Raw genomic sequence first — 22,339 nt, 5'->3', positions numbered from 1 at the left:
AAAAATTATTTGGTATGTTGAAAAACATGTATTGATTATTTTAAACCATACATGTTTTTCACGAATTAGAACTAATAAAAATTATAATTTTAGTTGTTAAAAACCCCAGATTTGTTGCTCATGTCTGTCTCAGACATATTATATTTTTCAACAACGTCATCTTTAAACATAATAACGAGTTGTTTATTTTTTCCAGTAGTGGAGCTTCCAAATCTATTTACGATGGGTACATAATTCACCGCATCAACTTTGCTTTCGGATAAATAGTACGCCCAAACCTCTCTATTTCCATCTGCAAAATTAGTACTCATAGGTGATCCAAACATAGTTCTCACTTCTGCCTTGGTGGTTTCTCCTATGGTAATTTTCTTTTCTAGGGTGGCCTCATTTTCTTCTTGTATAGATTTATTTCCAGTAGAAGAAGTAGCACAGCCACCGATAAAAATTGTTAGTAAAGAGACTATTGCAATGCTTTTTTTATTTATCATTTTTTTAATCCTACGTTGATGTTTATCAAGGTGCGGAGCTTAAAGCAAAGAATAATTGAATAATAGATGCGGAATTTATTGTACCAGTACCAAGTGAAAGGTAGTTTGGATTGATGTACTAGTTACCGTGTTTTTCTGTATGAAAAAAATACAGTTTTCCGAGGTTTTTGATGAAATCAATGATATTACGTAACGACCATGTAAGACTTTGTAATTGATTGCGCCCGCTGTAGCGGAGTTTTCCTTGATAGTTTGATTTTATGATGAATTTGTTTTCAATCTCTGTATTTATTTAAGTAGGTACAATAAGTGATATTGACTTCTTTATTTTTATAAATTAAGTAATTGGTTTGATGGCCCCCTACTTGAAAGCAAGAGGCCGTCAATTAATAAATGATAATTGGACAGTTATCGCTTGGTTGCCCGGTCATTAATATTGATCAAGGTCATATAGGGTTATCATGCCGCCGAGGCTAATATGGAATAATTGCTTTCCATCAGGTGTTAAAAGCAGCTCGTCATTGAATTCATCGTTTACAGTGTCAATTATAGTTCCTGAAAAACCAATGGAGTCCCCTAGGCCAGATATAGTATATTCGGCAATATCTACTCCATTGCGATCGGCATAAAATCCACTACCATCTGGTTTAAGTGCAAATGCTCTGTCAAAGCTGTCATTATAATCATTCCACGGTCTTCTTATATTATTGTATGGATAGATAAACTCATACTGGATTGGATATGATCCTGCGTCACTTCTAGCGTAAATAACGGTCATATCTTTGGATGCTTGAGCTTGTCTATGGGAACGTGAAGCAACGTTCCCAAGATCAAAAGTACTTCTTTCTAATAGTATGGTTTGTAGCTGGCTATCAACTCTATAAAAATCATTAAAATTATCATAACGGCTGTTGTAATTCATTAAGCCAAATCCTGAACCATCAGTTTCTTCAAAAATAAAACGGCTATACCCGTCTAATTCGAATTTATGACCAATAAATTGGCCAGGATTTAAGTCAATAACTATAAGTTTGGTTTCCAGTGTAGATTCTCGCACTAAAGTTGCCGTTTCATCTGCGCTTAGGCGCAATTCATAGAGTCTACTAGTAGTTTCTTCGTTTACATGTCTAATAGTTGTTAGTTGTCCACTTTCTAAATCATTCATGGGATAACGAAAGAAAGTATAGCCAGCTTCAACAAGAATCAGGTCTCTCCCGTTAAAGCTGGTAGCAATTTGTCTTACATCGCATAGTTCTAGGTCTACACTGCTTGCACTTAGTCCAGTGCTATCTAGAGTGATTTTTTGTAAAGTGCTAGTACAAATATCATTTTCAGTATTTCCAGAAGAAACAATATAAAGGGCATTATTGGCAGGGCTAAATGTAAAAGCTGAAATATTTATTTCACTATCAAAACTATACTTAGCATTTATAGGGTTTAGCGCTTCAGTGATATGAAGGCTAGCTTGGTTTCGTTCAAAAATACCAGTATCAAACCATAACTGTGGTACATAGGAGCCTTCCGCTAAGCCAGAGCTGCTAATTAGCAGTTCATTCTCGGATCGGAACTCTTTTACAGGTAACTTTGTATTGCCGAAATTTAATTCGACTAGAGCTTCTGGGAAGCCGCGACCGCGCACCAGTATATCCGTATCTGTGCCAGGCAGAGTTGCCCTGGGACCAAACCCGCGGATTTGTGGCAGGGTCATATTAATTAAGCCTGTATAGCTCTTATAAAATTGAGTGTTTGAAAATTCAAAGTGATCAAACATTTCATCGTCAACTTTAAGTTCTAGATAATACTTGGTATCTCCCATTGACAGACGATCGATGGATTCCTTATCTAAAGTTAGGGTTACTGTTTGATTTCCAGTAGATGTGCCTTCTGTTTTTGAAAGCTTGATCCAGGGGTCGTAAGGAGCTGTCAAAGTCCAGGAAACCGGCCTTTGAGTTGAGGTGGAAAGAGTTAAAGTCCGGGTTAAATCCTCTAGCTTACTCTTAGAGTCAAAAGTGAAATTTAAGTCTCCATCTAGTGATATTGCGGGATTAACCTTTATTTCTACCTTGGGGCCTTGAAATCTTCGTACAGCGCCAGATGCAGCTGTTGCGGTGATAATAGTAGTCCCATCTATCATTTCAGAGGGATTCCCAGTATAAGGGATTATTGTCACTAGCCCTTCCGAACTATTGATGGCAGAACTGGCATATCGATACGGCTTTAGATGGTAATTGTTCCAATTTATATAAGCTGACCATTCTGAAAAAGAATCACCAGCCCATTTAACTTTAAATGATTTTGGGCTCGGTGCTTCCGTATCCACCTCATTCATAGAGAAGGTAATTGGAGAATTGTCTACAATTATAGAAGGGCCGCCAGTAATTGTTGTTTGGACTTTGATGGTCTTCTGAGCTTTTGTTCCTGTTGAACAGACATTGTCACTGCATGCCGTTACTGTAATTGTCTCATAATATATTTTCGATTCATCGAAGGAGCTTGGAGCTTTTGGAGTTATCTTGATTTTTGCTTTACTAGAGTTATTAGTGCTAAGTATCGCTGAAGATAGAGCATCTCCCGATGAGGAAACACTCAAATAAATACTCCCGCTATTCGACGTTACGGTAACCTCTTTAGTCGGTAAATCCGGCTCATCCCAGCTAGCTTCAAATTTTAAGCTGTTTGTTGAAAGAGAGAATCCTCCGGAATCGCCAGAGCCTCCTCCTGATCCACCACAGCCTACGAGAAGAAAAAAGCTAAAAAGGCTAAACATCATACCCTTCATTCTATAACTCCATATTTTATTTCAGATATTATAACAATGTGATGGGTTTTAATCAGCTATGTAATTTTCAGGTAGTGAAATTGGGAGATACGACTAAATATACAGGTCACAATGAGCATAGTTTTAGCTTATATATACTTAATATTCAGGAGGCTAGAATTTTAATTGATTAACAATAATAGTAGTTTTAATAAATACTCAGTCGCCTGATAATTTCTTTTAGTCGCGCTTAGTCTTTTACATTTAGAATCTCTGTCTATGATTCTTCTTGCTGCAATCTGTAACTACCTAGGTAGATAATGAAAAGGCTATGATGAGTCATGATTTAGTGTCAGGGTGAGAGCTATTGGGAATCAAAGGACCCTTTGCTGATAATTTCTTGAAGTGAAAGAGGAGAAAAAGAGCTTAATTAAAGGTGTTAATTTTAATCTATGTGATTGCTGCGTGAAGCCGCTTTAAACACAGGTGAAATTATTAGGTGGCGATACAAAAATTGATGTAGTTGGGGGGGGGGCAGTGCATCATTGCTCAATAATAAAGCTCGGAAAGTTATTCCTGGCCTGCATTCGAAATGCGCTACATGAACCTCTTGGAGGGGGGGGGAATTAAGTGGCAATTTTTTCGGCTGCAGATAAATAGAGAGGGGAGGGCTGGGTCAATTGAGAGCTATTCTGGCCCTGCGCTTATGGCTTGCAGGCATAGCATTAGCTAAAGGGTAAGGGTTAGGTGGGCACTATGAAATATCCCAATTGCGTTTTTTTGAGGGCTAATTGAGCAAGTATGCAGGTTTTGAAAGGCATGGTAATCATGCAGCTAACGAATTAGCGCCAAAGGTGGGAGCATTGCCTTAAATTTCACTGTAAATCAGATATAAAAAAAGCCCCATCCTTGCGGATGAGGCTTTTGGAGATGGTGCCCGGAGGCGGAATCGAACCACCGACACGGGGATTTTCAATCCCCTGCTCTACCGACTGAGCTATCCGGGCTTTGCGATCTTGCTGGGCTTCCCCTGCGTCGCGAGGCGCGTATTAAAGCCCTTCCCTGGGTCAGAGTCAACCCCTTGATTATAAAAAAGTTTTTTTTCTTTGCCGGGGAAGCTTCGGGGCCTTGTGTTACTGCTGTTCCGGCGGAACGTAACCGTCGGCTGCGTCGTATTCCTCGCCGCTCAAGAACTTCATCATTTGCTCACTCAAGTAGGCGCGGCTTGAGGGTTCCATCATGTTCAGGTGCTTTTCGTTAATCAGCATGGTCTGGTGGGACATCCACTCCAGCCAGGCCTTCTTTGAAACGTTCTCGAAGATATCCATGCCTTTGGGGCCGGGGAAGGGCGGTGCATCCAGACCTTCCAATTCCTCTTGGTACTTGCGGCAGAATACGGTTCTGGACATGGACTCCTCCTGGTTTTAGTCGGCAGTGGTCGGCGTGAGCAGGGGAGCCTGCAGCGCCAGTAGTTGTTTTGCCAGCTTGACGATAGGGGCGGGTAGCCCCAGTTCCTGGGCCGCACGAGGGCGGTTTAAACGCCGCAGTTTATACCAGCCAGCGCCGCTCTCCGCCACCTGTGCTGGGACTTTGCTCAGTTGTACCCACACCGGGGAAATATCCAGGTGAAAGTGAGTGAAGGTGTGTCGCAGGGTCGGCAGGGTTTGGACGTCACTGGCACGCCAGCGCTTTGCCTTGAGCCAGTCGCTGCTATTGTCGGCTTCAGGCGGGCTCCAGAGTCCGCCCCAGATGCCGCTGGGCGGGCGCTGTTCTAGGTAGATCTCACCTTTGTGTTCGAGCAAGAGCAGGGTGGCGCTGCGCACCGGCTTTTCCTTGCGCGGTTTCTTGCCGGGGAAATCCTGTGGATTGCCCTGGGCGTGAGCCACACAGGATTTTTTCACCGGGCACTCCTCGCAGCGTGGTTTCGAGCGGGTGCACAGGGTGGCACCCAGGTCCATCATCACCTGGGTGTAGTCGTTAACGCGTTGGTTTGGGGTGAAGGTCTCGGCCAGTTGCCACAGTTGATTGGCAACCGCTGTCTGTCCGGGCCAGCCCTCCACGGCGTGAAAACGGGCCAGCACCCGTTTGACGTTGCCATCGAGGATCGGTGCCCTGAGTCCCATACTGATACTGGCAATAGCGCCAGCGGTGGAGCGGCCTATGCCGCTCAATTCGGTCAGTTCCTCTACGTCCTGGGGAAACTCCCCGTCGTATTCCTCCAGCACCGTCTGGGCACACTTGTGCAGGTTGCGGGCGCGGGCGTAGTAGCCGAGGCCGCTCCAGTGAGCCAGGACTTTGTCCTGAGGCGCGCGGGCGAGGCTTTCCAGGGTGGGGAAGCTCTGCATAAAGCGCTCAAAGTAGGGAATCACCGTGGTGACCTGGGTCTGTTGCAGCATGATTTCGGACACCCAAACCCGATAGGGATTGATGTCCTGCTGCCAGGGCAGGTCTTTGCGCCCGTGTTTGTCGAACCATTTCAGGACGGCATTTTGGAACTGCTTTGGGGTCATGGGGATACTGCGGGCTGGAATCTGTGGTTGAACGCTGGAGTTGTGCACCGGGTGGACCCCGGTGCACTTTAGCGGGGCCTTAGCGGCCGAAGAGATTTTTCAATTTTTCTTTCAGCTCGTCGACCTTTTCTTCAACTTTATCGCCATATTTCTTTTCGGCTTTGTGCTTCAGTTCTTCCCGCAGCAAGTCGTCGAGGCGGCGGCTGTCGGGTTTACAGGTGCTGATGTTCACATCGTCGAAGTCGCCCTTGCAGCGCAGCGGCAGCGGGCGATTGCGCCAGCGCTTGTTGCGCACGGTACAGCCGTCGGCGGAGGTGCTCTCGCCCACCAGGGCCAGGCCGAGCTTGAAGTCGAAGTCCTGTTTCTTCAGGTCCACCTCTCCGTCACCGGTCAGGGCGATGTTTTCGATACCGGCGAGAATTTCGCTCACATCTACCTGGTCGCCTTTCACCGCGATGGTGGCGCGAAGGTCCTGCAGTCCGGTGCTATTGGGCCAGTCCCGGGTGGGCATTTCGGTATTTTCCGCGTAGCTGAACAGCTGGCACATGTTTTTCTCCAGGTTGAATGGAGAAATCGACATTTCCTTACTGGAAACCTCAACGGAGGCGCGCAGGTTTTTCTCTAAGGCTGTGGATGTTTTACCTTTGGTGCTGGCACTCCAGTTAACGCTGGCTTCTCCAGCCAGCTGGACTTCTTCACTGGGGAAGAGGGCAGCTTGGACCTTGCCGATATCCACATTGGTGAGACCGCCGCGCATCTGCGCCTCGGCGGACTGGGCGCGAGCGTTGAGCTGACCATTCGTGTTCAGCTGGCCACCATAGATATCGGCACTCAATTTTTGCAGGCGGTAGAGGCCGTTATCCACGGTGAGTTGGATTTCCGGGCTGTCCATTTGCAGGTCAGCGGCTTGCAGTTGGTCCAGTGCCAGGCTGATATTGGCGTTGAAGCCGCGCAGGTCGCTCAATGGAAGGGGGTCTGCCTCGGGCGGCTTGGCAGCTACTGTTCTCTTTGGTTTTTCTGCGGTTTCAGTTTGATCACTCTTTGTCGCCTGCTCTCCCTGCTTTTTGCCTTCAGCGGCGGGAGCTTGCGCACTCTGTGCTTCCACTCCCTCGGTTTGTTCCGCCGAAGCGGCTCCAGCCTCATCTTCGTTCGAAGGGGGCAGATAGTTATCCAGGTTAAAGGCGCCGCCGCGCAGGTTCAGGTCAAGCCCGGGCATTTCTGCGTTGCGCAATTGGGCGTTGCCGCTAAAGGTGACGTCGTCCAGTTTCAATTGCAGCGGTGTCAGGTCGAGCTTTTGTTCGGTACCTTCCACGCTCGCTTCGATACTCAGCTTTTGCAGTGCCGCTTTATCGCGGGTATCGATTTCGGTGCCCGTCAGTTCAAACCAGGGGCGCAGAGGGTCGGCATTGGCGTTGACGTTTAGTTGTATACGCCAGGGTTGGGTGTTGCTGTCCCTGCGCAGGTAGCCGCGCATATGCAGGCTGGCCTTGGCGCTGTTCTCAGAGGTGAGGTCTACTTGTAGCGGTTGCAGGCGCAGCCCATTGAGGCCCTCGTCCAGGGCGAGGGTACTATCAATTTTTAGCTTCAGTGGGTGTTTGAGGTCGCTGCCGGTAAGGTCTGCTGCGGCAGTGAGTTTGCCCGGTTCGCCACCCGGTACCAGGTTAATAACGCTTACCTGCAGGTCTTGGACTTTGTACTCTTTGTTAGTCTGGGCATCGCTGTAGAGCACCACGCCCTTCTCGATACGCAGCTTTTGCAGGCTCAGGTCGACCTGTTGTTGTGATGGCTCTTCCTGTTCCTTGGGGATAGAGAGTTTGGGAGGTTGCTTGCTCTGAGCTTCCAGGGCCTCGCTAATCAGCTCCCAGTTGCCGCGCCCTTCTTTGTCGACGGTGAGTTCAATTTGCGGAGCTACCAGGACTATCTCTTCGGCCTCTACTTTGCGTTGCAGTAGTGGCTTTAGGGCCACGCCAATGGCAATTTTTTCTGCTTTCACCAGAGTTTGTTTTGGTAGCTTTAATGGTGCCAGCTGTACATCTTCAAGTTGCAGGCCGAGCTTGGGCCACAGCTGCCAGCCGATATCACCTTCCAGTTGCAGGGAGATGCCCTGCTTGGCAGCGAGTTTTTCTAACTGGGGTTTGTATTGGTTGATGTCGAGTCCTGCTAACAGCCAGGCGACGGCGCCAGCGAGTAGCAGGAAAACGATTAAAAGTGCGATAAAAGTGCGCTTTATCCAGGCCATGGAGAGCATTGTCCCTGTGTATTTGTCGTGTGGTGTCACGCATATGACGCCGCAGCGCGGCTTGATGTTCCCGCGCACTTCTACAAATAGGTTATGCCGGAATTGTAGGAGATGCAGCCCCGCGAGGCTGGGAAAGCGCTGCGGGGCCATTGAAGCAGGTGTTTATTAGAAAATAAACCGCACACCGGCTTCAATGCTGCGACCAGCTTCAGGAGCGTAGTCGCGTAGTAGTGAGGTGGAGTTGCGAATTTCTTCGTCGAGCAGGTTGCGGGCGCTGGCGAAGATCACCGCGTCGCTGCTGCCGATGTTGAAGTTGTAGTGGGCACTCAGGTCCATGCGGGTATAGCCGTCGGTTTCCTCTTCGTAGGCGCCGGCGCGATCCTGGTCCGCAGCTTCGACTGTGCGCCATTCCCAACCCCACTGGTCGTACTCTGCTCCCAGGGCGAGACCCAGGCGCAGGGGAGGCATGCGCGGCACATCGGAACTCTCACCGGCGATATCTTCGTCGAAGCTCGCGCGCACAACATCGCCAAACAGAGTCAGGTAGAAGTTGCTGCGCAGGGGAAATTTCACCGAGGCTTCAGCACCGTAGAAGGTGGCGTCGCGGTTGCCATAGGCGTAGATGGGCAGCTCTTCTTCAAACAACTCATTGGTGTTTTGCGAGTAGATGTAGTCGCCGATGCGGTTGTAGAAGACGCTGGCTTCAATCTGCGCTGCATGCCAGCCACTGGCCGCTTCGTTGTGGTGGTGATAGCCCAACTCCAGGTTAATGGATCGCTCTTTGTCCAGGTCACTGTTGCCAATTAAGTATCTGCCCTCGGCCAGGTGCTCGCCGTCGGCAAACAGCTCTTCGGCTACCGGGGCGCGTTCGGAGCGGGTGGCACCGACGCTGATATGCTGGTGCTCTTGCAGGAAGTACTGCAGGGTAGCGCTGGTGCTGAACAGGTTGAAGTCGCGATCCTCTGCGGTCTCCGGGTCGACATCGACACGCTCAATACGCGCGCCCAGGTCCAGGTGCCAGTTGCCCCATTCGCGTTCCTTCATGGTGAAGAGGCCGGCGCTGCGGGTGCGGGAGGGCTGGATAAATGCCCCCTTGTCAGCGGTAAAGTCTTTATCGGACAATTGCAGGCCGTAGGCGCCACGCCACTCGCTACCGCTGTCGTGGGTGATTTCCAAGCGACCTTCCCAGGCTTCGTTGGCATAGCGGGTGCCGGCTGCGTCCTCTTCCAACTCTACGTGCTCGTAGTCGTTATAGCCGATACGCAGGCGTAACTTGTCCCAATAGTTGCTGTTAAAGCGGTGCTCGCCTTTGAGGTCGTAGCGAGTCTGCGCCATATCGATACGCACAGCTTCGGCTTCGCTCTCCTCCTCATGCTCTTCGTGTTCCTCGTGATTGTCCTCGTCGTGCTCCTCATCATCGTGGTGGTGCTCGTGAGTGCCGAGGGGGATACCGTAGTTGTTTTCCAGCTTGTTTACTGACAGGCCGATGTAGCCACTTTCAGTAATCCAGGAAACACCGCCGCTGTAACTGTGGGCGCGGGCATTGGTGTTGCCGACGAAGCCGTCGGTGTTGAACTCTTCCTCGTGCTCGCCTTCGTCCTCGTCGTGCTCTTCGTGTTCCTCGTGCTCGACAATAGCGAGGCCGGGGATTTCCGTGTCGTCGTTTTCGCGATAGACACCGTCGAAGTACCAGGCCAGCTGCCCGGCACCGCCGGTAAAGCGGAATACCGAGGCATCCTGGCTGTTGGCAGTGTCGTGGCGCATCTCAACCGCGCCTTCAACTTCCTCGGGTACCTCAGTGGGGATGCGACCGTCGATAATATTTACCACCCCGCCGATAGCGCCGCTGCCGTAGCGCAGTGCCGCCGGTCCGCGCAGTATCTCGATGCGCTCCGCCAGTAGAGGTTCGATACTGGCAGCGTGATCGGCGCTGGTGTTGGAGGCGTCAGAGACATCCAGGTTGTCGTTCAGGATCTTCACTCGGTTGGCGCTCTGGCCGCGAATAACCGGCAGGCCCACGCCACTGCCGAAGGAGGCGTTGGCCACTCCCGGCTGGTTCTTCAGGGTTTCGCCCAGGGTGGCGGAAGCGGCTTTGCGCAGGGTCTCGCCGGAGAGCACCGATACCGGCGCAGCTACTGCGTCGGCGGGCTTATCCAGGGGAGATACGGTGACGTTAACTTCTTCCAGTTTGTTGCTGTCTTCTGCGGCGCAAATAGCGGGCACGGCCAAGCTGGCAATAGCCAGGGCCAAAGTATTGAACTTAGTCATTGTTTTTTATTCCTGTCACAGGCGGACAATGCCATACGCGCTCCAGCGCGGGCATTCACTAAAAAATATCGGTTTTTGGGTGTTAGCTGAGTGACAGGAAGAAGGGAGGGGCGCGCGCACTCTGGCGCTCTGGCTGGCAATCGCGCGCGGTTGGCGCAGAGGGCCGTTCGTAGTGACTTTGGGGCTCAGCCTGTACGAGCAATGGCTCGCTGCCGAGTGCTGCAGGTGAATGCATGCAACACAGGTCACACATCTCTACCTGGGTATTGCCCAGGTGGAAGTGCTCCGCCCACAGCGGCTGAGCTGCTACTACGGCGAGTAACAGGAACAGGCTGGCCCAGTAATGGGATTTTCGGCGCTTTAGAGTAACCATGCGGTGCATGATAGGGCTAAACAATTACGAATCAAGTTTCATCTGACACTAGAGAGCCACAGGGGATGTCATTCATCCTATAATTTGCGCCCTCTGTCTTATCGTGCAAATAAGGATCGCTTTCGATGCGTACAGCTAGCGTCACCCGTGACACCCTGGAAACCAAGATTCAAGTCAGCGTTAACCTGGACGGCCAAGGTCATGGCAAGTTCGCGACTGGGGTTCCTTTCCTGGAGCATATGCTCGATCAAATTGCCCGCCACGGCATGATCGACATGGACATTAGCTGCGATGGCGATATTCATATCGATGATCATCATACGGTGGAAGATATCGGCATTACCCTGGGCAAAGCCATTACTGAAGCGCTGGGGGATAAAAAGGGGATGACCCGTTACGGCCACAGCTATGTCCCCTTGGATGAGGCGCTATCCCGGGTCGTAATCGACTTCTCCGGCCGGCCAGGCCTGGTTATGGATGTGCCTTTCACCCAGAAGCGGATCGGCAACTTTGATACCGAACTGTTTTTTGAGTTCTTCCAGGGCTTCGTCAATCACGCGCTGGTAACAGTACATATTGACTGCCTGCGTGGCCACAACGCTCACCATCAGGTGGAAACCGTATTTAAAGCCTTTGGCCGCGCCCTGCGTATGGCGTTGACCCCGGACCCCCGTATGGCCGGCACCATGCCCTCCACCAAAGGAGTCTTGTGATGGGTAAGATTGCGGTACTCGATTACGGTATGGGCAACCTGCACTCGGTGGCCAGCGCCCTGAACAAGGTGGCGCCGGAGGCCGAGGTGGTGCTGGCACAAACTCCGGAGCAGGCCGAGGGCGCAGAGCGCCTGGTGGTGCCTGGTGTGGGTGCCATTCGGGATTGTATGGCAGGGTTTGTCGAGGCGGGTTTTTCGCCGCTGCTTCGCGAGGCTATCAGTGTGGGTACCCCGGTGCTGGGTATCTGTGTGGGTATGCAGATTATGATGCACCACAGCGAGGAGAATAATGGCGTTGATTGCCTGGGGATTTTCCCGGAGCCGGTGAAATTCTTCGGCGACAACATTCCCCCGGCGCAGAGTGCTGAACGGCTCAAGGTGCCCCATATGGGCTGGAACAGTGTTCAGCAGCGTCAGCCGCACCCCCTGTGGGCCGATATTGCCGATGGCAGCCGTTTCTACTTTGTCCACAGCTACTATGTGCCGGCTGCTGAAAATCTGGATATTGCCGGGCAAGCCGAATACGGCATTCCCCTGGCTGCCGCAGTTGCCAGGGAGAATATCTTCGCCACCCAGTTCCACCCGGAGAAGAGTGCCGAGGCTGGCTTGCAGCTGCTAAAGAACTTTGTCCACTGGAACGGCCGGGCCCAATAGGCCCAGCTCACCGATCACACTGAAATTACTGCCGACGTAAGAAAAGATATGATTGTAATTCCCGCGATTGATTTAAAAGACGGCCAATGCGTGCGCCTGCGCCAGGGCGAGATGGATGACGCCACTGTATTTTCCGATGATCCCCTGGCTACAGCTCAGCATTGGGTGAACGAGGGAGCCAAGCGACTGCACCTGGTGGATTTGAACGGCGCCTTCGCCGGCAACCCGGTGAACGGTGAAGCGGTAACTGCTATCGCCAAACAGTTTCCCGATTTACCGGTGCAAATTGGCGGAGGCATTCGCGATTTGCACACTATCGAGCGCTATCTGGATGCCGGTGTGCAGTGGGGGATTATCGGCACTGCGGCGGTAAAAAATCCCAAGCTGGTGGAAGAGGCGTGTCGCGAGTTTGAGGGCCATATTATTGTCGGGCTCGATGCCAAAGATGGCTTGGTGGCTACTGAGGGCTGGGCTGAGGTTTCCGAGCTGAAGGCGACAGAACTGGCCAAGCGCTTTGCCGATTGTGGCGTCAGCTCTATTGTTTATACAGATATTGCCCGCGACGGGATGATGCAAGGCGTCAATATTGAGGCGACTCTGGAAATGGCCCGCGCAGTGCAGGTGCCTATTATTGCCTCCGGCGGTGTCAGCAGCATTGAGGACATTGAACAGCTGTTGGATGCCGGTGAAATCTACGGTGCGATTACCGGCCGGGCGATCTACGAAGACAAGTTGAACCTGCGGGAAGCGCAGCAGCTTTGCGACCAACGGAACAAATAATGGCTCTGGCGAAACGTATTATTCCCTGTCTGGATGTGGACAACGGCCGCGTGGTGAAGGGCGTTAACTTTGTCGATATCCGCGATGCCGGCGACCCGGTGGAAATTGCCCGCCGCTACAACGAAGCGGGCGCGGATGAAGTCACTTTCCTCGATATCACCGCCACCCATGAGCAGCGCGATACCATCCTGCACACCGTGGAGAAAATGGCCCACGAGGTGTTTATCCCCCTCACTGTCGGCGGCGGTGTGCGCACCTTGCAAGATATCCGCAATCTGCTGAATGCCGGTGCGGACAAGACTGCAATCAATTCAGCGGCAGTGAAAAACCCCGAGTTTGTACGCGAGGCCGCCGAGCGCTTTGGCAGCCAGTGTATTGTGGTGGCCATTGATGCCAAACAGGTGGGAGAGGGCCGCTGGGAGATCTTCACTCATGGCGGGCGCCAGCCCACTGGCATTGATGCAGTGGCCTGGGCTCGGCAGATGGCTGAATACGGTGCCGGCGAAATCCTGCTGACCAGTATGGATCGCGACGGCACCAAGAACGGTTTTGACCTGGTCCTGACCCGGGCGGTTACTGAGGCGGTTCAAGTGCCAGTCATTGCTTCCGGTGGTGTGGGAGACCTACAGCACCTGGCGGATGGCGTATTGCACGGTGGTGCGGATGCGGTATTGGCTGCGAGTATTTTTCACTTCGGCGAATACACCATTGCCGAAGCGAAAGCGTTTATGCACAGCGCAGGGATTGAAATGCGGTTGTAGGTAATGCTGGGGTAGTCTTGCACGGCGGGCCCAGGGCCCGCCGTACTTTGCTTACTGCTGTTCGTCTGCGCGGGCAAGGCGCTCGCGCAAACCCCTGTCCCTGTGAGCGTAGAGATTGAGGCCCTTGAGTACATTGAGGGCTTCGAAGATTTGGTTGTCACGATCCATCCAGTCTTCCCGTTCTTCCTGTTCTCTCGAGCGGTCTTCAGAAGTCCGGTCGGCACCACCGTTACCGTTGTCCAGATGCCCGGCCAAATCAGCTTCAGTGGGCCTGGGAGAGTCGTCCAAGCGGGTGACTTTCACCCGCTCTACCACGATATCCGGTGTGATGCCCTGGGCCTGGATTGAGCGGCCATTGGGAGTGAAGTAGAGCGCGGTTGTCAGCTTGATGGCGCGTTCATTATTGATAGGGATTACTGTTTGTACCGATCCCTTGCCGAAGCTGTCGGTGCCCATCACCACTGCGCGGCGGTGGTCCTGTAGGGCGCCGGCGACAATTTCCGCTGCAGAGGCGGAGCCCGCGTTGATTAATACAACCAGCGGAGCGCCTTCGGTTAAATCGCCCGGCTCGGCGGAATAGCTCAGGTTGGCGGCTTCATTGCGGCCTTCGGTGTAGACCACCAGGCCCTCTTCCAAAAATGCATCCGCTACTTCCACCGAGGATTGCAGCACGCCACCGGGATTGTTGCGCAGGTCGATAACCAGCCCTTTAAGTGCGCCTTTCTTCTGCAACTTGATCAGCTCGTCGGCCACATCGGCGCCGGTGTCCAGCTGAAACTGGCTGATGCGCAGATAACCGTAGCCATCATCGAGGACTTTGCTGCGCACACTGCGCACGCGCACGGTGTCTCGCTTGAGGGTGACATCGAAAGGCTCTTTAAAACCTTTGCGAGCGATGGTCAGGGTGACACTGCTTCCTTTGGGCCCGCGCATCCACTCCACCGCTTCATCCAGGCTCACGCCCTTCATGGATTTGCCCGACAAGCGCAGTATGACATCGCCGGCCTTGAGGCCAGCGCGGGAGGCGGGGGTGTCGTCCATGGGGGTGACGACGGTGATATGGTCGTTTTCGATGCCCACCTCGATCCCGAGGCCGGCAAACTCACCGGTGGTGTTGGCTTGTAAATCGTCAAAGGATCGGCGATCAAGATAGGAGGAGTGGGGGTCTAGGCCTTGCAGCATGCCCTTGATGGCGTATTCCAGCAGGGTGCGGTCGTCCACTTCCTCGATATAGCCCTGGCGAATTTGCTCGAAAACTTTGGCAAAGCTGCGCAGATCTTCCAGCGGCAGGCGGGCTTCAGTGTCTGCAGCCACCTGGGAATGGCTATCGCCGTCGGTCAAACCCATTAAAGGCAGGGCTGTCAGAGCGGCTGCGCCGATCAAGGTTGTCAGCGCCTTGGGGATAAACATGTTGTTGTGACCTCTGCCTTATTTCTTCGCTGCTTTGCGAAAGTGTAGACCGCAGAGATTGGCAGGGATTCTAAGCGGACGCCAAATTCTACAGTGTCACGATCTTAGTCGTCATAAGCCCAGGGGTCTTACACCTGGGTTGGCTCCCGCTCTTATTCTCTTTTGGCGATAAAAAAGCCGATACTCCGCAGCTTTTCGTCGTGGTGCTTTCTCATTTAATTAGCACAGCGGCGGGAGTCGTGAGATGAAGTGGGGAGCATTAGGCGGGTGTGTAATCCCGATCGCTGTGATTTGCGAGGGGGCTCTATAACGGGTGCGTGGAAAATGCCCGGGATTTTACGCCTCGTATTATGCCCTCTGTGCCAGCTCCGATCAGGAGCTGCACCAAACTGTGGGGTCCTGCGCTTTACCCCGGTGGCGAATTTCGAAGTAAACACCGCTATGGCTGAGTCCACCGCTATTGCCAACCCGAGCGATGGTGTCACCACTTTCCACCCACTCGCCAATATTGCGGGTGAGGGACTGGTTGTGGGCGTAGAGACTCATGTACTCCTCTCCATGATCCAGGATAACCAGCATGCCGTGGCCGCGCAGGTAATCGGAGAAAACCACGCGGCCGCGGTGGATCGCCCGCACGGGCTCCCCTTCATTGGCGCGCAAGGTGACACCTTTCCAGGTGATGCCATTGGCGCGACGCTGTCCATAGGCATTGGCGCGGCGGCCATCAACCGGCCACTGCATTCGGCCTCGCTGGCGCGCAAAGGGTTTTTGCTCGCTGGGGTTTACCAGTGAGGCGATGGCGCGACCTACTTCGTCGATCAATTTTTGCAGGCGTGTGCGATCCCCTTGGAGCTGCTTGAGTTCACCGCTGCCATCGGAGAGCCGCGCCGCCAGTTTATCCAGCGTGTCCTTGCGATTCTGCTGTGCGATGCGCAGTTTGCTCTGGCGTTTCTGCAGCTGCTCTCGCTCCGCTTTCAGGGTTTCGCGCTCGCGCTCAATGGAGGCGGATACGGTTTCCAGTGAGGTGAGGGTTTCCAGGTAAGTGTCTATGATGCGGCTGCGTTCTTGGAGGAAGTAATCGTGGTAGCGGAGATGGCGGGCGACGTTCTGTGGATCTTGCTGGTTGAGCAGGAGCTTGATCTGCTCCTGTCGGCCTAGTCGGTATGCGGCGGCGATCTCCTGCTCGACCCGCCGCTGCATACTTCGTCGCGACTCTTGCAGTTGCTGTTGTTCCTGCTGGAGTTCGCGCAGCTTGTCCGAGCGGCTGCGCATATCCTGTTTGATCTTGTCTATGCGCTGGTGCAGCCCGGAAATATCTTTCTCGTTCTCTTCCAAATCCTTGAGCAATTGGTCGCGCTGGCCTCGCACCTGGTTGAGTTCCTGTTGCAGGGACTCAATGCGTTGCTTGATTTGCGCCAGGCGCGCCTGCTCATCTCCCTCTGCCTGGCTCCAGGCGGGTAGGGAAATCAGTGTGATCAGGAAGAGTACGAGAGTTTTCATCAGTCCATTTTTACCAAACTTTGGCCGGTCATTTCCGTCGGCTGTGGCAGATCCATCAACGCTAACATGGTTGGCGCTACATCCGCCAGACTACCTCCGTCACACATTTGCACATTGCGCTCGCCGATATAAACAAAAGGCACCGGCAGAGTGGAGTGCTGGGTGCTGACTTGGCCGGAGTTGGCGTCGAACATCTCTTCCACATTGCCGTGGTCGGCAGTTATCAGCACTTCGCCGCCGGTAGCCAGAGCGGCGTTTACGACGCGCTCTACACACTGGTCCAGGGCTTCGACGGCTTTTACTGCCGCCTCGAAAACACCGGTATGGCCGACCATATCGCCGTTGGCGTAGTTGCAGATAATGGCGTCGTACTCGCCGCTCTCAATCGCCGCTACCAGTTTGTCAGTGACGATTGGCGCATTCATTTCCGGTTGCAGGTCGTAGGTGGCCACATCCGGTGACTTGATCAGTTCGCGGGTTTCGCCGTTGTAGGGCTCTTCGCGGCCGCCGCTGAAGAAGAAGGTAACGTGGGCGTACTTCTCTGTCTCGGCGATGCGCAGCTGGGTTCTGCCCTCTGCAGACAAGTACTCGCCGAGGGAGTTGACCAGGTTTTCTGGCGGGAAGGCACAGCTGGCGTGGATATCGGCAGCGTATTCGGTCGTCATGACGAAGTCCGCCAGCTGCGGCTTGGCTTTGCGCTCGAAGCCGCTGAAGTCCTGCTCGGTAAAAGCGCGGGTTAACTGGCGCGCGCGATCCGGGCGGAAATTCATAAAGATAAGGGCATCGCCGTCCTGGATCGGAGCGGGCTCGCCAATCACCGTTGGCGCGACAAATTCATCGTTTTCACCGCGCTCATAGGCCGAGGCCAGTCCTGCCAGGGCGTCACTGGCACTGTGCTCTGCTGTACCCAGGGTCAGCATGTCGTAAACGGACTCGGTGCGCTCCCAGCGCTGGTCGCGATCCATGGCGAAGTAGCGCCCGGCCAGGGTAGCCATATGGGCATTGCCGACGGAGTCACACACCTGCATCAGGCGCGCCAGGGAGGGTTCGGCACTGCGCGGTGGGGTGTCGCGGCCATCGAGAAATGCGTGTACATAAATAGCGCGGGCGCCGCGCTGTGCCGCCAGGGTTATCATGGCGACAATATGGTCTTCGTGGCTGTGTACGCCGCCTTCGGATAGGAGTCCCATAATATGGACGGCGCCGTTGTTGGCGATAGCCTTATCGACCGCAGTGGTGTAAGCGGTATTGCGGAAGAAGTCGCCGTCCTGGATGGCTTTGTTGATCCGGGTAAAGTTCTGGTAGACCACTCGACCGGCACCCAGTGTCATATGGCCGACTTCCGAGTTGCCCATTTGTCCATCGGGCAGGCCCACCGCCATCCCGGAGGTCTGGATCAGGGTTTTTGGGCGGGTCGACCAGATATTGTCCCAAACCGGAGACTTGGCTGCGTGAATCGCATTGTGCTCGGGATTGTCGCTGTGGCCGAAGCCGTCCAGAATCAGCAGGACCAGGGGGCGTTTTTGCGGGGCTTGCGTAGCGGCCATAGCGACAGTATTCCTCTTCCAAGGGTTAAATTGCGGACGCGGATTTTAACCTGTGGGGCTGGTATTTCACCATGTTATTTAGCTTAAGCCGGATTACAAAGAGGCTGGGGCGGAGGGATTTGGTTGATTAGAATTTCGCCATGATCGTGTATACTCCCGCCGGCATTGGGCGCGGTAGCGCCCTATTGATTACCACTTGAGGATTTTGGGGGCGAAGTGGATTTTCTCGACTTTTTAGCTGAGCAGTGGCTGTTGGTCGGCCTGCTTGTGGCATTGCTTTACGCATTTGTTTTGACTGAGCGATTCAAGTCTGGCGAGCCGGCATCACTTCATGAAGTGACCAAGCTGATCAATAGCGACGGAGCCAAGGTGCTGGATATTCGCGATCGCAGCGAGTTCACTGCCGGTCATATTGTCGACTCCCTGCATATTCCCCACGGGGATGTGGCTGAGCGCATTGCCGAGCTGGAACCGTTTAAAGACAAGACCATTATTGTCGCTGACAAGATGGGGCAGCACGCAGGTCCGGTGGGGCGCATGCTGAAACAGAAAGGTTTCCAAGTGCGTCGCCTGCAGGGCGGAATGAGCGAGTGGGCTAACCAGAACCTGCCTGTCGTTAAAGGCAAAGGTTAACCTGAAGTATAAGTTTGACGGAGTTTTGTCATGCAGAATGTTGTCATTTATACCACCCGTTTCTGCCCCTACTGTATTCGCGCCAAGCAGCTGCTGGATAGCAAGGGTGTCGCTTATCGCGAAATCCCTGTGGACAATAATCCCGGCTTGCGCGCAGAAATGGCTGACAAGGCGGGGCGCCGCTCGGTGCCGCAGATTTGGATTGGCGATAAGCATGTAGGTGGTTGCGACGAGCTGATGGCGTTGGAGCGCGGTGGCCGACTCGACAAATTGCTGAAAGCAGCGGGATAAGCGGAAAACTGACGCGGCCGCCAACATGCGGTCCCCAATTTTTGCTATTTATCCGGTCTGGGCCTTGAAACGTTTTATCGAGGCCCCAACTGTTGAGTTATTACCGGAGTCTTTCTCACGGAAGGCATCAATAAACTTTTTATAATGAACAGGCTGTAACATGGCTGAAGAATTGAATGGCGCAGCGGCAAACGCAGAGGCTCCACAAGTACAATTTGCGATGCAACGCATCTACCTGAAAGACCTCTCCTTCGAAACCCCGATGGGTGCCGAGGTCTTCAAAAAGCAGTGGAAGCCCCAGGTTAATCAGGAGCTGAACACCAAGACCGCGAAGATCGAAGACGATCTGTACGAAGTGGCTCTGACCCTGACTATCACCGTAAAGCTGGAAGAAGACACCGCTTTCCTGGTGGAAGTAAAACAAGCTGGCCTGTTCGGTATCAAAGGTCTGGAAGGTCAACAGCTGGCCCAGGCCCTGAATACTGCCTGCCCGCAAATTCTGTTCCCCTACGCCCGCGAAGTGATCGATAACGCTGTAGTTAAAGGATCTTTCCCGGCACTGATGTTGCCGCCGGTGAACTTCGACGCCCTGTTCGCTGCTGCCCTCGATAAGGCACAGAAAGAAGCAGAGGGCGCTCAAGCGAACGCTTAATTCGCTTTAGCCCAGCTGGCACGATAAAAAGGTCCCTTAGCGGGGCCTTTTTTTATATCTGTAATCTCCTCGGGGATAGCTTCCGCTTTACTGACTGCCCCTTCGCAACCGCAGCACAAACCTGGAGCCGCTTATGCAGTGGGATCTGCCAAACCCATTTATCACCACAGTGACGGTTGGCGCCAAACATGTGGATGGTCTGAGTCATGCCAACAATGCGGAATATGTGCGCTGGTGTGAGGCTACCGCCTGGGCGCACAGCGCAGCCCTGGGTCTGGATGTCACGAATTATCAGCAGCTTGACCGGGGAATGGCAATTCGTCATGGCGAGTATGACTATATACTGGCGGCCAGAGAGGGGGAGGAATTGCTGTTTGGCACCTGGCTCACTGAGGTGGACGGGCGTCTGAATATGACTCGCCGCTTTCAGGTGTTTCGCGCCGCCGATAAGGCATTGGTATTGCGGGCCGAATGGCGGATGGTGTGCATTGAGCTTTCCACTGGCAAGCCAAAACGTATGCCGGCGATCTTCAAGGAAATTTACAGTCCGGCAGTGACTGCCCCGGAGGCTGAAAAAAATGAGTGAAGAGTTTGTATCCCTGACCAACAATTCAGGGGCGCTTAAGGACAAGACCATCTTTATCACTGGTGCCAGTCGCGGCATTGGCCGGGCGATTGCCCTCAAATGCGCGGCGGATGGTGCCAATATCGTGATTGCCGCTAAGTCGGCAGAGCCACATCCCAAGCTTCCGGGAACCATCTTCTCGGTGGCAGAGGAAGTGGAGAAAGCCGGCGGCAATGCCCTGGCCCTGCAGGTGGATGTGCGCGATGAGCAGCGAGTAGAGCAGGCTATGTCGGAGGCTGCCGAAAAATTTGGCGGCATCGACGCTGTGATTAATAATGCGGGCGCGATCAACCTGACCAATGTTGAGTCGACACCACCCAAGCGCTACGACCTGATGCAGAGTATCAATAGTCGCGCGGTGTATCTCACCGCCCACTTGGCGACTCCCTATCTGAAAAAAGCTGACAACGCTCATATTCTCAGCCTGTGCCCACCGCTGAATATCCAGCCCAAGTGGTTGGGGCCCTTCGCTCCTTACGCCCTGTCAAAATTTGGTATGACCATTCTCAGCCTGGGTTTGGCAGAAGAGCTGCGTGAGGCGGGGATCAGCGTGAACACCTTGTGGCCGCGCACACTGGTGGCCACCGCCGCGATTGAATTTGCGGTGGGTAGTCGTGATATGTTTGAGCAGAGCCGCAAGCCCTCGATTATGGCCGATGCGGCCTACGAGATACTGACGACTAAAGATGTCGCCTTGAGCGGTCGCCAGCTAATCGATGAAGAGCTGTTGGCAGAGCGCGGTGTGAAGGATTTCACCGGTTATGCCCACAATCCAGCCAATGCAGACAATTTAACCAAGGATTTATTTCTCGACTGACGCTGGCAGGGGGTATTTGTGAGCAGCGACAGCAAATTATTTAAAGACGCTCTCGGTGAAATGGGAGACGTTAAACCGCTGGCGCAGGAGCGCCGCGTCAATTTGCGCAAGGAGCCGAAGCAATCTGAGTCTATGTTGCGGGAGCGCCGCGCCGCTGCCACGCGCCTGACAGAGCGGGAAATGAACCCCCTGTCCGGTGAATATATTGATCTGGTAGAGCCATGGGATCCGTTGGAATTCAAGCGCGATGGTGTGCAAAACGGGGTCTATCGCAATTTGCGCCTGGGCAAATACAGCATAGATGCGCGCCTGGATTTACATCGCCACTCTGTGGAGATGGCGCGCAGGGCCGTGATGGAATTTATCCGTGATTGTGTTGAAGCGGATGTGCGCTGTGCCCTGATTACCCACGGTAAGGGTGAGGGGCGTAAGCAGCCGGCGTTATTGAAAAGCTGTATCAATCACTGGTTACCGCAGCTGCATGAAGTACTGGCTTTTCACAGTGCGCAACCCCAACACGGGGGCTTGGGAGCGACTTATCTGCTGCTGAGAAAGAGTGAACGCAAGCGGCAGGAGAATCTGGAGATACATCAAAAACGCCGTTAAGGTTCTTTTGTAACTTTTCTGTCACTTATGCAAATTAAGATGCGCCGCTGAGGCTTTCCCCTCAAGAGTGCTTTTTTAGACTCCTAAAGCTCATCTTTTTGATTCTTCTTGATTGTCATTCTGGCGACCCAATGGGTCGCCTTTTTTATAGGGTTGGGCCTGGCGGTAGCTGCGGTCTACTTGTTCAAACTCAATATAGGCACTGCCATCGGTATTGCTGATCATCATCTTGTTACCCACGATAACAATCAAATCAGACTTTCTCAGGGCATTGAGGTAATCGATCTCCAGTTCATCGCTGGGGTGTGCTCCCCCCATGCGCGCAATAGCGGGAATCCGCTCCCAGGTGAAAGCACCGCTGCTAGTGAGAGAAAAGCGCCCCAGGTATGGGTTGGTGCCACTGTTGCCCCTAACGTAACCAAATTGATCGCATTTGAAAAAGGGTCTATCCCGCCAAAACCTGCTCCAGCTCAGGGTTGAATCATAAGTGCGCCCGGAGTAGTACAAGCTCGATAGCACCCACTCGTGTTCACAGGCAGACCAAGCCGATCGTTGGAGTTGGGGAATAGGGGGATTGGGGGTGCTGCAGCCTGCAAGCACCAGGTTGCATACGATAATACTCAGTAGTAAGTAAAAAGCACGACGTGGCATGATGTCGTTCTCATTGATTTTGCGACATTTAACCTAAAAATTTACAGGTCTTCTGTGGCGGCGT

Annotated in this window: 21 protein-coding genes and 1 tRNA gene; 10 read left to right on the top strand and 12 right to left on the bottom strand. The window is 53.2% G+C overall.

Going from position 1 to position 22,339, the window contains the following annotated elements:
* Positions 1-89 precede the first annotated feature (89 nt).
* The 8 genes from ACJJI4_RS19845 to ACJJI4_RS19810 form a co-directional block, all read right to left on the bottom strand.
* Positions 90-488, bottom strand: coding sequence for an SEN1984 family lipoprotein (locus ACJJI4_RS19845; protein WP_444926235.1), 399 nt, complete (start codon positions 486-488; stop codon positions 90-92).
* 430 nt (positions 489-918) lie between these two features.
* Positions 919-3,258 carry a BACON domain-containing protein gene (locus ACJJI4_RS19840; protein ID WP_444926234.1) on the bottom strand — a complete coding sequence of 780 codons (2,340 nt, stop codon included), beginning with the start codon at positions 3,256-3,258 and terminating at the stop codon, positions 919-921.
* A gap of 919 nt (positions 3,259-4,177) precedes the next feature.
* Positions 4,178-4,253: transfer RNA gene (locus ACJJI4_RS19835), tRNA-Phe, on the bottom strand.
* A 126-nt stretch (positions 4,254-4,379) separates the two neighbouring features.
* Positions 4,380-4,655 (bottom strand): oxidative damage protection protein, encoded by a 276-nt coding sequence (locus tag ACJJI4_RS19830; protein WP_282930759.1) that lies wholly within the window; start codon positions 4,653-4,655, stop codon positions 4,380-4,382.
* Between the two features lie 15 nt (positions 4,656-4,670).
* The gene (mutY, locus tag ACJJI4_RS19825; protein WP_444926233.1) at positions 4,671-5,756 is read right to left on the bottom strand and encodes an A/G-specific adenine glycosylase; all 1,086 of its coding nucleotides are present in this window, start codon (positions 5,754-5,756) and stop codon (positions 4,671-4,673) included.
* Between the two features lie 79 nt (positions 5,757-5,835).
* Complete coding sequence (locus tag ACJJI4_RS19820; RefSeq protein ID WP_444926232.1) at positions 5,836-7,995, bottom strand: AsmA family protein; 2,160 nt, start codon at positions 7,993-7,995, stop codon at positions 5,836-5,838.
* Positions 7,996-8,160: 165 nt separating this feature from the next.
* The gene (locus tag ACJJI4_RS19815) at positions 8,161-10,263 is read right to left on the bottom strand and encodes a TonB-dependent receptor (protein ID WP_444926231.1); all 2,103 of its coding nucleotides are present in this window, start codon (positions 10,261-10,263) and stop codon (positions 8,161-8,163) included.
* Between the two features lie 82 nt (positions 10,264-10,345).
* Positions 10,346-10,660, bottom strand: a complete 315-nt coding sequence (locus tag ACJJI4_RS19810) for a hypothetical protein (protein WP_444892326.1) — start codon at positions 10,658-10,660, stop codon at positions 10,346-10,348.
* A gap of 101 nt (positions 10,661-10,761) precedes the next feature.
* Between ACJJI4_RS19810 and hisB the strand changes: the two genes are divergently transcribed.
* From hisB to hisF, 4 genes are read left to right on the top strand one after another with little or no spacing between them, the layout of a single operon-like run.
* The gene (gene hisB / locus ACJJI4_RS19805; RefSeq protein WP_282930763.1) at positions 10,762-11,349 is read left to right on the top strand and encodes an imidazoleglycerol-phosphate dehydratase HisB; all 588 of its coding nucleotides are present in this window, start codon (positions 10,762-10,764) and stop codon (positions 11,347-11,349) included.
* Positions 11,349-12,002 carry an imidazole glycerol phosphate synthase subunit HisH gene (gene hisH, locus ACJJI4_RS19800; RefSeq protein WP_444926230.1) on the top strand — a complete coding sequence of 218 codons (654 nt, stop codon included), beginning with the start codon at positions 11,349-11,351 and terminating at the stop codon, positions 12,000-12,002. The genes hisB and hisH overlap by 1 nt, the downstream gene beginning before the upstream one ends.
* A gap of 48 nt (positions 12,003-12,050) precedes the next feature.
* The gene (gene hisA / locus ACJJI4_RS19795) at positions 12,051-12,782 is read left to right on the top strand and encodes a 1-(5-phosphoribosyl)-5-[(5-phosphoribosylamino)methylideneamino]imidazole-4-carboxamide isomerase (protein ID WP_413663754.1); all 732 of its coding nucleotides are present in this window, start codon (positions 12,051-12,053) and stop codon (positions 12,780-12,782) included.
* Positions 12,782-13,543: an imidazole glycerol phosphate synthase subunit HisF gene (gene hisF / locus ACJJI4_RS19790; protein WP_444926229.1), complete on the top strand. Its 762-nt coding sequence runs from the start codon at positions 12,782-12,784 to the stop codon at positions 13,541-13,543. The genes hisA and hisF overlap by 1 nt, the downstream gene beginning before the upstream one ends.
* A gap of 51 nt (positions 13,544-13,594) precedes the next feature.
* On the opposite strand, the gene ACJJI4_RS19785 is transcribed toward hisF, so the two are convergent.
* The 3 genes from ACJJI4_RS19785 to gpmI form a co-directional block, all read right to left on the bottom strand.
* Positions 13,595-14,953 carry a S41 family peptidase gene (locus ACJJI4_RS19785; protein WP_413663753.1) on the bottom strand — a complete coding sequence of 453 codons (1,359 nt, stop codon included), beginning with the start codon at positions 14,951-14,953 and terminating at the stop codon, positions 13,595-13,597.
* Positions 14,954-15,325: 372 nt separating this feature from the next.
* Positions 15,326-16,453 (bottom strand): murein hydrolase activator EnvC family protein, encoded by a 1,128-nt coding sequence (locus ACJJI4_RS19780; RefSeq protein WP_444926228.1) that lies wholly within the window; start codon positions 16,451-16,453, stop codon positions 15,326-15,328.
* Positions 16,453-18,000, bottom strand: a complete 1,548-nt coding sequence (gpmI, locus tag ACJJI4_RS19775; protein ID WP_444926227.1) for a 2,3-bisphosphoglycerate-independent phosphoglycerate mutase — start codon at positions 17,998-18,000, stop codon at positions 16,453-16,455. The genes ACJJI4_RS19780 and gpmI overlap by 1 nt, the downstream gene beginning before the upstream one ends.
* Before the next feature lie 216 nt (positions 18,001-18,216).
* Here gpmI and ACJJI4_RS19770 point away from each other — a divergent pair, with 216 nt between their 5' ends.
* The 6 genes from ACJJI4_RS19770 to smrA all read left to right on the top strand — a co-directional run bounded on the left by ACJJI4_RS19770 (position 18,217) and on the right by smrA (position 21,624).
* Positions 18,217-18,633: a rhodanese-like domain-containing protein gene (locus ACJJI4_RS19770; protein WP_282930770.1), complete on the top strand. Its 417-nt coding sequence runs from the start codon at positions 18,217-18,219 to the stop codon at positions 18,631-18,633.
* Positions 18,634-18,663: 30 nt separating this feature from the next.
* Positions 18,664-18,924: a glutaredoxin 3 gene (gene grxC, locus ACJJI4_RS19765; RefSeq protein ID WP_444926226.1), complete on the top strand. Its 261-nt coding sequence runs from the start codon at positions 18,664-18,666 to the stop codon at positions 18,922-18,924.
* 160 nt (positions 18,925-19,084) lie between these two features.
* Positions 19,085-19,576: a protein-export chaperone SecB gene (gene secB, locus ACJJI4_RS19760; protein ID WP_282930772.1), complete on the top strand. Its 492-nt coding sequence runs from the start codon at positions 19,085-19,087 to the stop codon at positions 19,574-19,576.
* 133 nt (positions 19,577-19,709) lie between these two features.
* Positions 19,710-20,162, top strand: coding sequence for an acyl-CoA thioesterase (locus tag ACJJI4_RS19755; protein ID WP_444895739.1), 453 nt, complete (start codon positions 19,710-19,712; stop codon positions 20,160-20,162).
* Complete coding sequence (locus tag ACJJI4_RS19750) at positions 20,155-21,018, top strand: SDR family oxidoreductase (RefSeq protein WP_282930774.1); 864 nt, start codon at positions 20,155-20,157, stop codon at positions 21,016-21,018. Before ACJJI4_RS19755 ends, ACJJI4_RS19750 begins: the two co-directional genes overlap by 8 nt.
* Positions 21,019-21,036: 18 nt before the next feature.
* On the top strand, positions 21,037-21,624 hold the full coding sequence (gene smrA / locus ACJJI4_RS19745) for a DNA endonuclease SmrA (RefSeq protein ID WP_444892318.1): 588 nt from the start codon (positions 21,037-21,039) through the stop codon (positions 21,622-21,624).
* A gap of 90 nt (positions 21,625-21,714) precedes the next feature.
* Here the strand turns inward: smrA and ACJJI4_RS19740 are convergent, their stop codons facing one another.
* A complete protein-coding gene (locus ACJJI4_RS19740) occupies positions 21,715-22,275 on the bottom strand; it encodes an META domain-containing protein (RefSeq protein WP_282930776.1) in 561 nt (186 codons plus the stop codon).
* Between the last annotated feature and the right edge of the window lie 64 nt (positions 22,276-22,339).

This window comes from Microbulbifer maximicatervae (SeqCode) (assembly GCF_052467305.1).
The sequence above is the reverse complement of the archived record's forward strand: the minus strand, read 5'-3'. Positions and strand labels throughout refer to the sequence as shown.

Excerpts from the sequence above, each read along its gene's own strand:
- ACJJI4_RS19815 (WP_444926231.1), bottom strand. The coding sequence starts at position 10,263 with ATGACTAAGTTCAATACTTTGGCCCTGGCTATTGCCAGCTTGGCCGTG.
- ACJJI4_RS19780 (WP_444926228.1), bottom strand. The coding sequence starts at position 16,453 with ATGAAAACTCTCGTACTCTTCCTGATCACACTGATTTCCCTACCCGCC.
- ACJJI4_RS19740 (WP_282930776.1), bottom strand. The coding sequence starts at position 22,275 with ATGCCACGTCGTGCTTTTTACTTACTACTGAGTATTATCGTATGCAAC.
- ACJJI4_RS19845 (WP_444926235.1), bottom strand. The coding sequence starts at position 488 with ATGATAAATAAAAAAAGCATTGCAATAGTCTCTTTACTAACAATTTTT.
- ACJJI4_RS19820 (WP_444926232.1), bottom strand. The coding sequence starts at position 7,995 with ATGGCCTGGATAAAGCGCACTTTTATCGCACTTTTAATCGTTTTCCTG.
- ACJJI4_RS19785 (WP_413663753.1), bottom strand. The coding sequence starts at position 14,953 with ATGTTTATCCCCAAGGCGCTGACAACCTTGATCGGCGCAGCCGCTCTG.
- hisB (WP_282930763.1), top strand. The coding sequence starts at position 10,762 with ATGCGTACAGCTAGCGTCACCCGTGACACCCTGGAAACCAAGATTCAA.
- ACJJI4_RS19750 (WP_282930774.1), top strand. The coding sequence starts at position 20,155 with ATGAGTGAAGAGTTTGTATCCCTGACCAACAATTCAGGGGCGCTTAAG.
- hisF (WP_444926229.1), top strand. The coding sequence starts at position 12,782 with ATGGCTCTGGCGAAACGTATTATTCCCTGTCTGGATGTGGACAACGGC.
- ACJJI4_RS19830 (WP_282930759.1), bottom strand. The coding sequence starts at position 4,655 with ATGTCCAGAACCGTATTCTGCCGCAAGTACCAAGAGGAATTGGAAGGT.
- ACJJI4_RS19755 (WP_444895739.1), top strand. The coding sequence starts at position 19,710 with ATGCAGTGGGATCTGCCAAACCCATTTATCACCACAGTGACGGTTGGC.
- gpmI (WP_444926227.1), bottom strand. The coding sequence starts at position 18,000 with ATGGCCGCTACGCAAGCCCCGCAAAAACGCCCCCTGGTCCTGCTGATT.
- ACJJI4_RS19840 (WP_444926234.1), bottom strand. The coding sequence starts at position 3,258 with ATGATGTTTAGCCTTTTTAGCTTTTTTCTTCTCGTAGGCTGTGGTGGA.
- grxC (WP_444926226.1), top strand. The coding sequence starts at position 18,664 with ATGCAGAATGTTGTCATTTATACCACCCGTTTCTGCCCCTACTGTATT.
- secB (WP_282930772.1), top strand. The coding sequence starts at position 19,085 with ATGGCTGAAGAATTGAATGGCGCAGCGGCAAACGCAGAGGCTCCACAA.
- hisH (WP_444926230.1), top strand. The coding sequence starts at position 11,349 with ATGGGTAAGATTGCGGTACTCGATTACGGTATGGGCAACCTGCACTCG.
- hisA (WP_413663754.1), top strand. The coding sequence starts at position 12,051 with ATGATTGTAATTCCCGCGATTGATTTAAAAGACGGCCAATGCGTGCGC.
- mutY (WP_444926233.1), bottom strand. The coding sequence starts at position 5,756 with ATGACCCCAAAGCAGTTCCAAAATGCCGTCCTGAAATGGTTCGACAAA.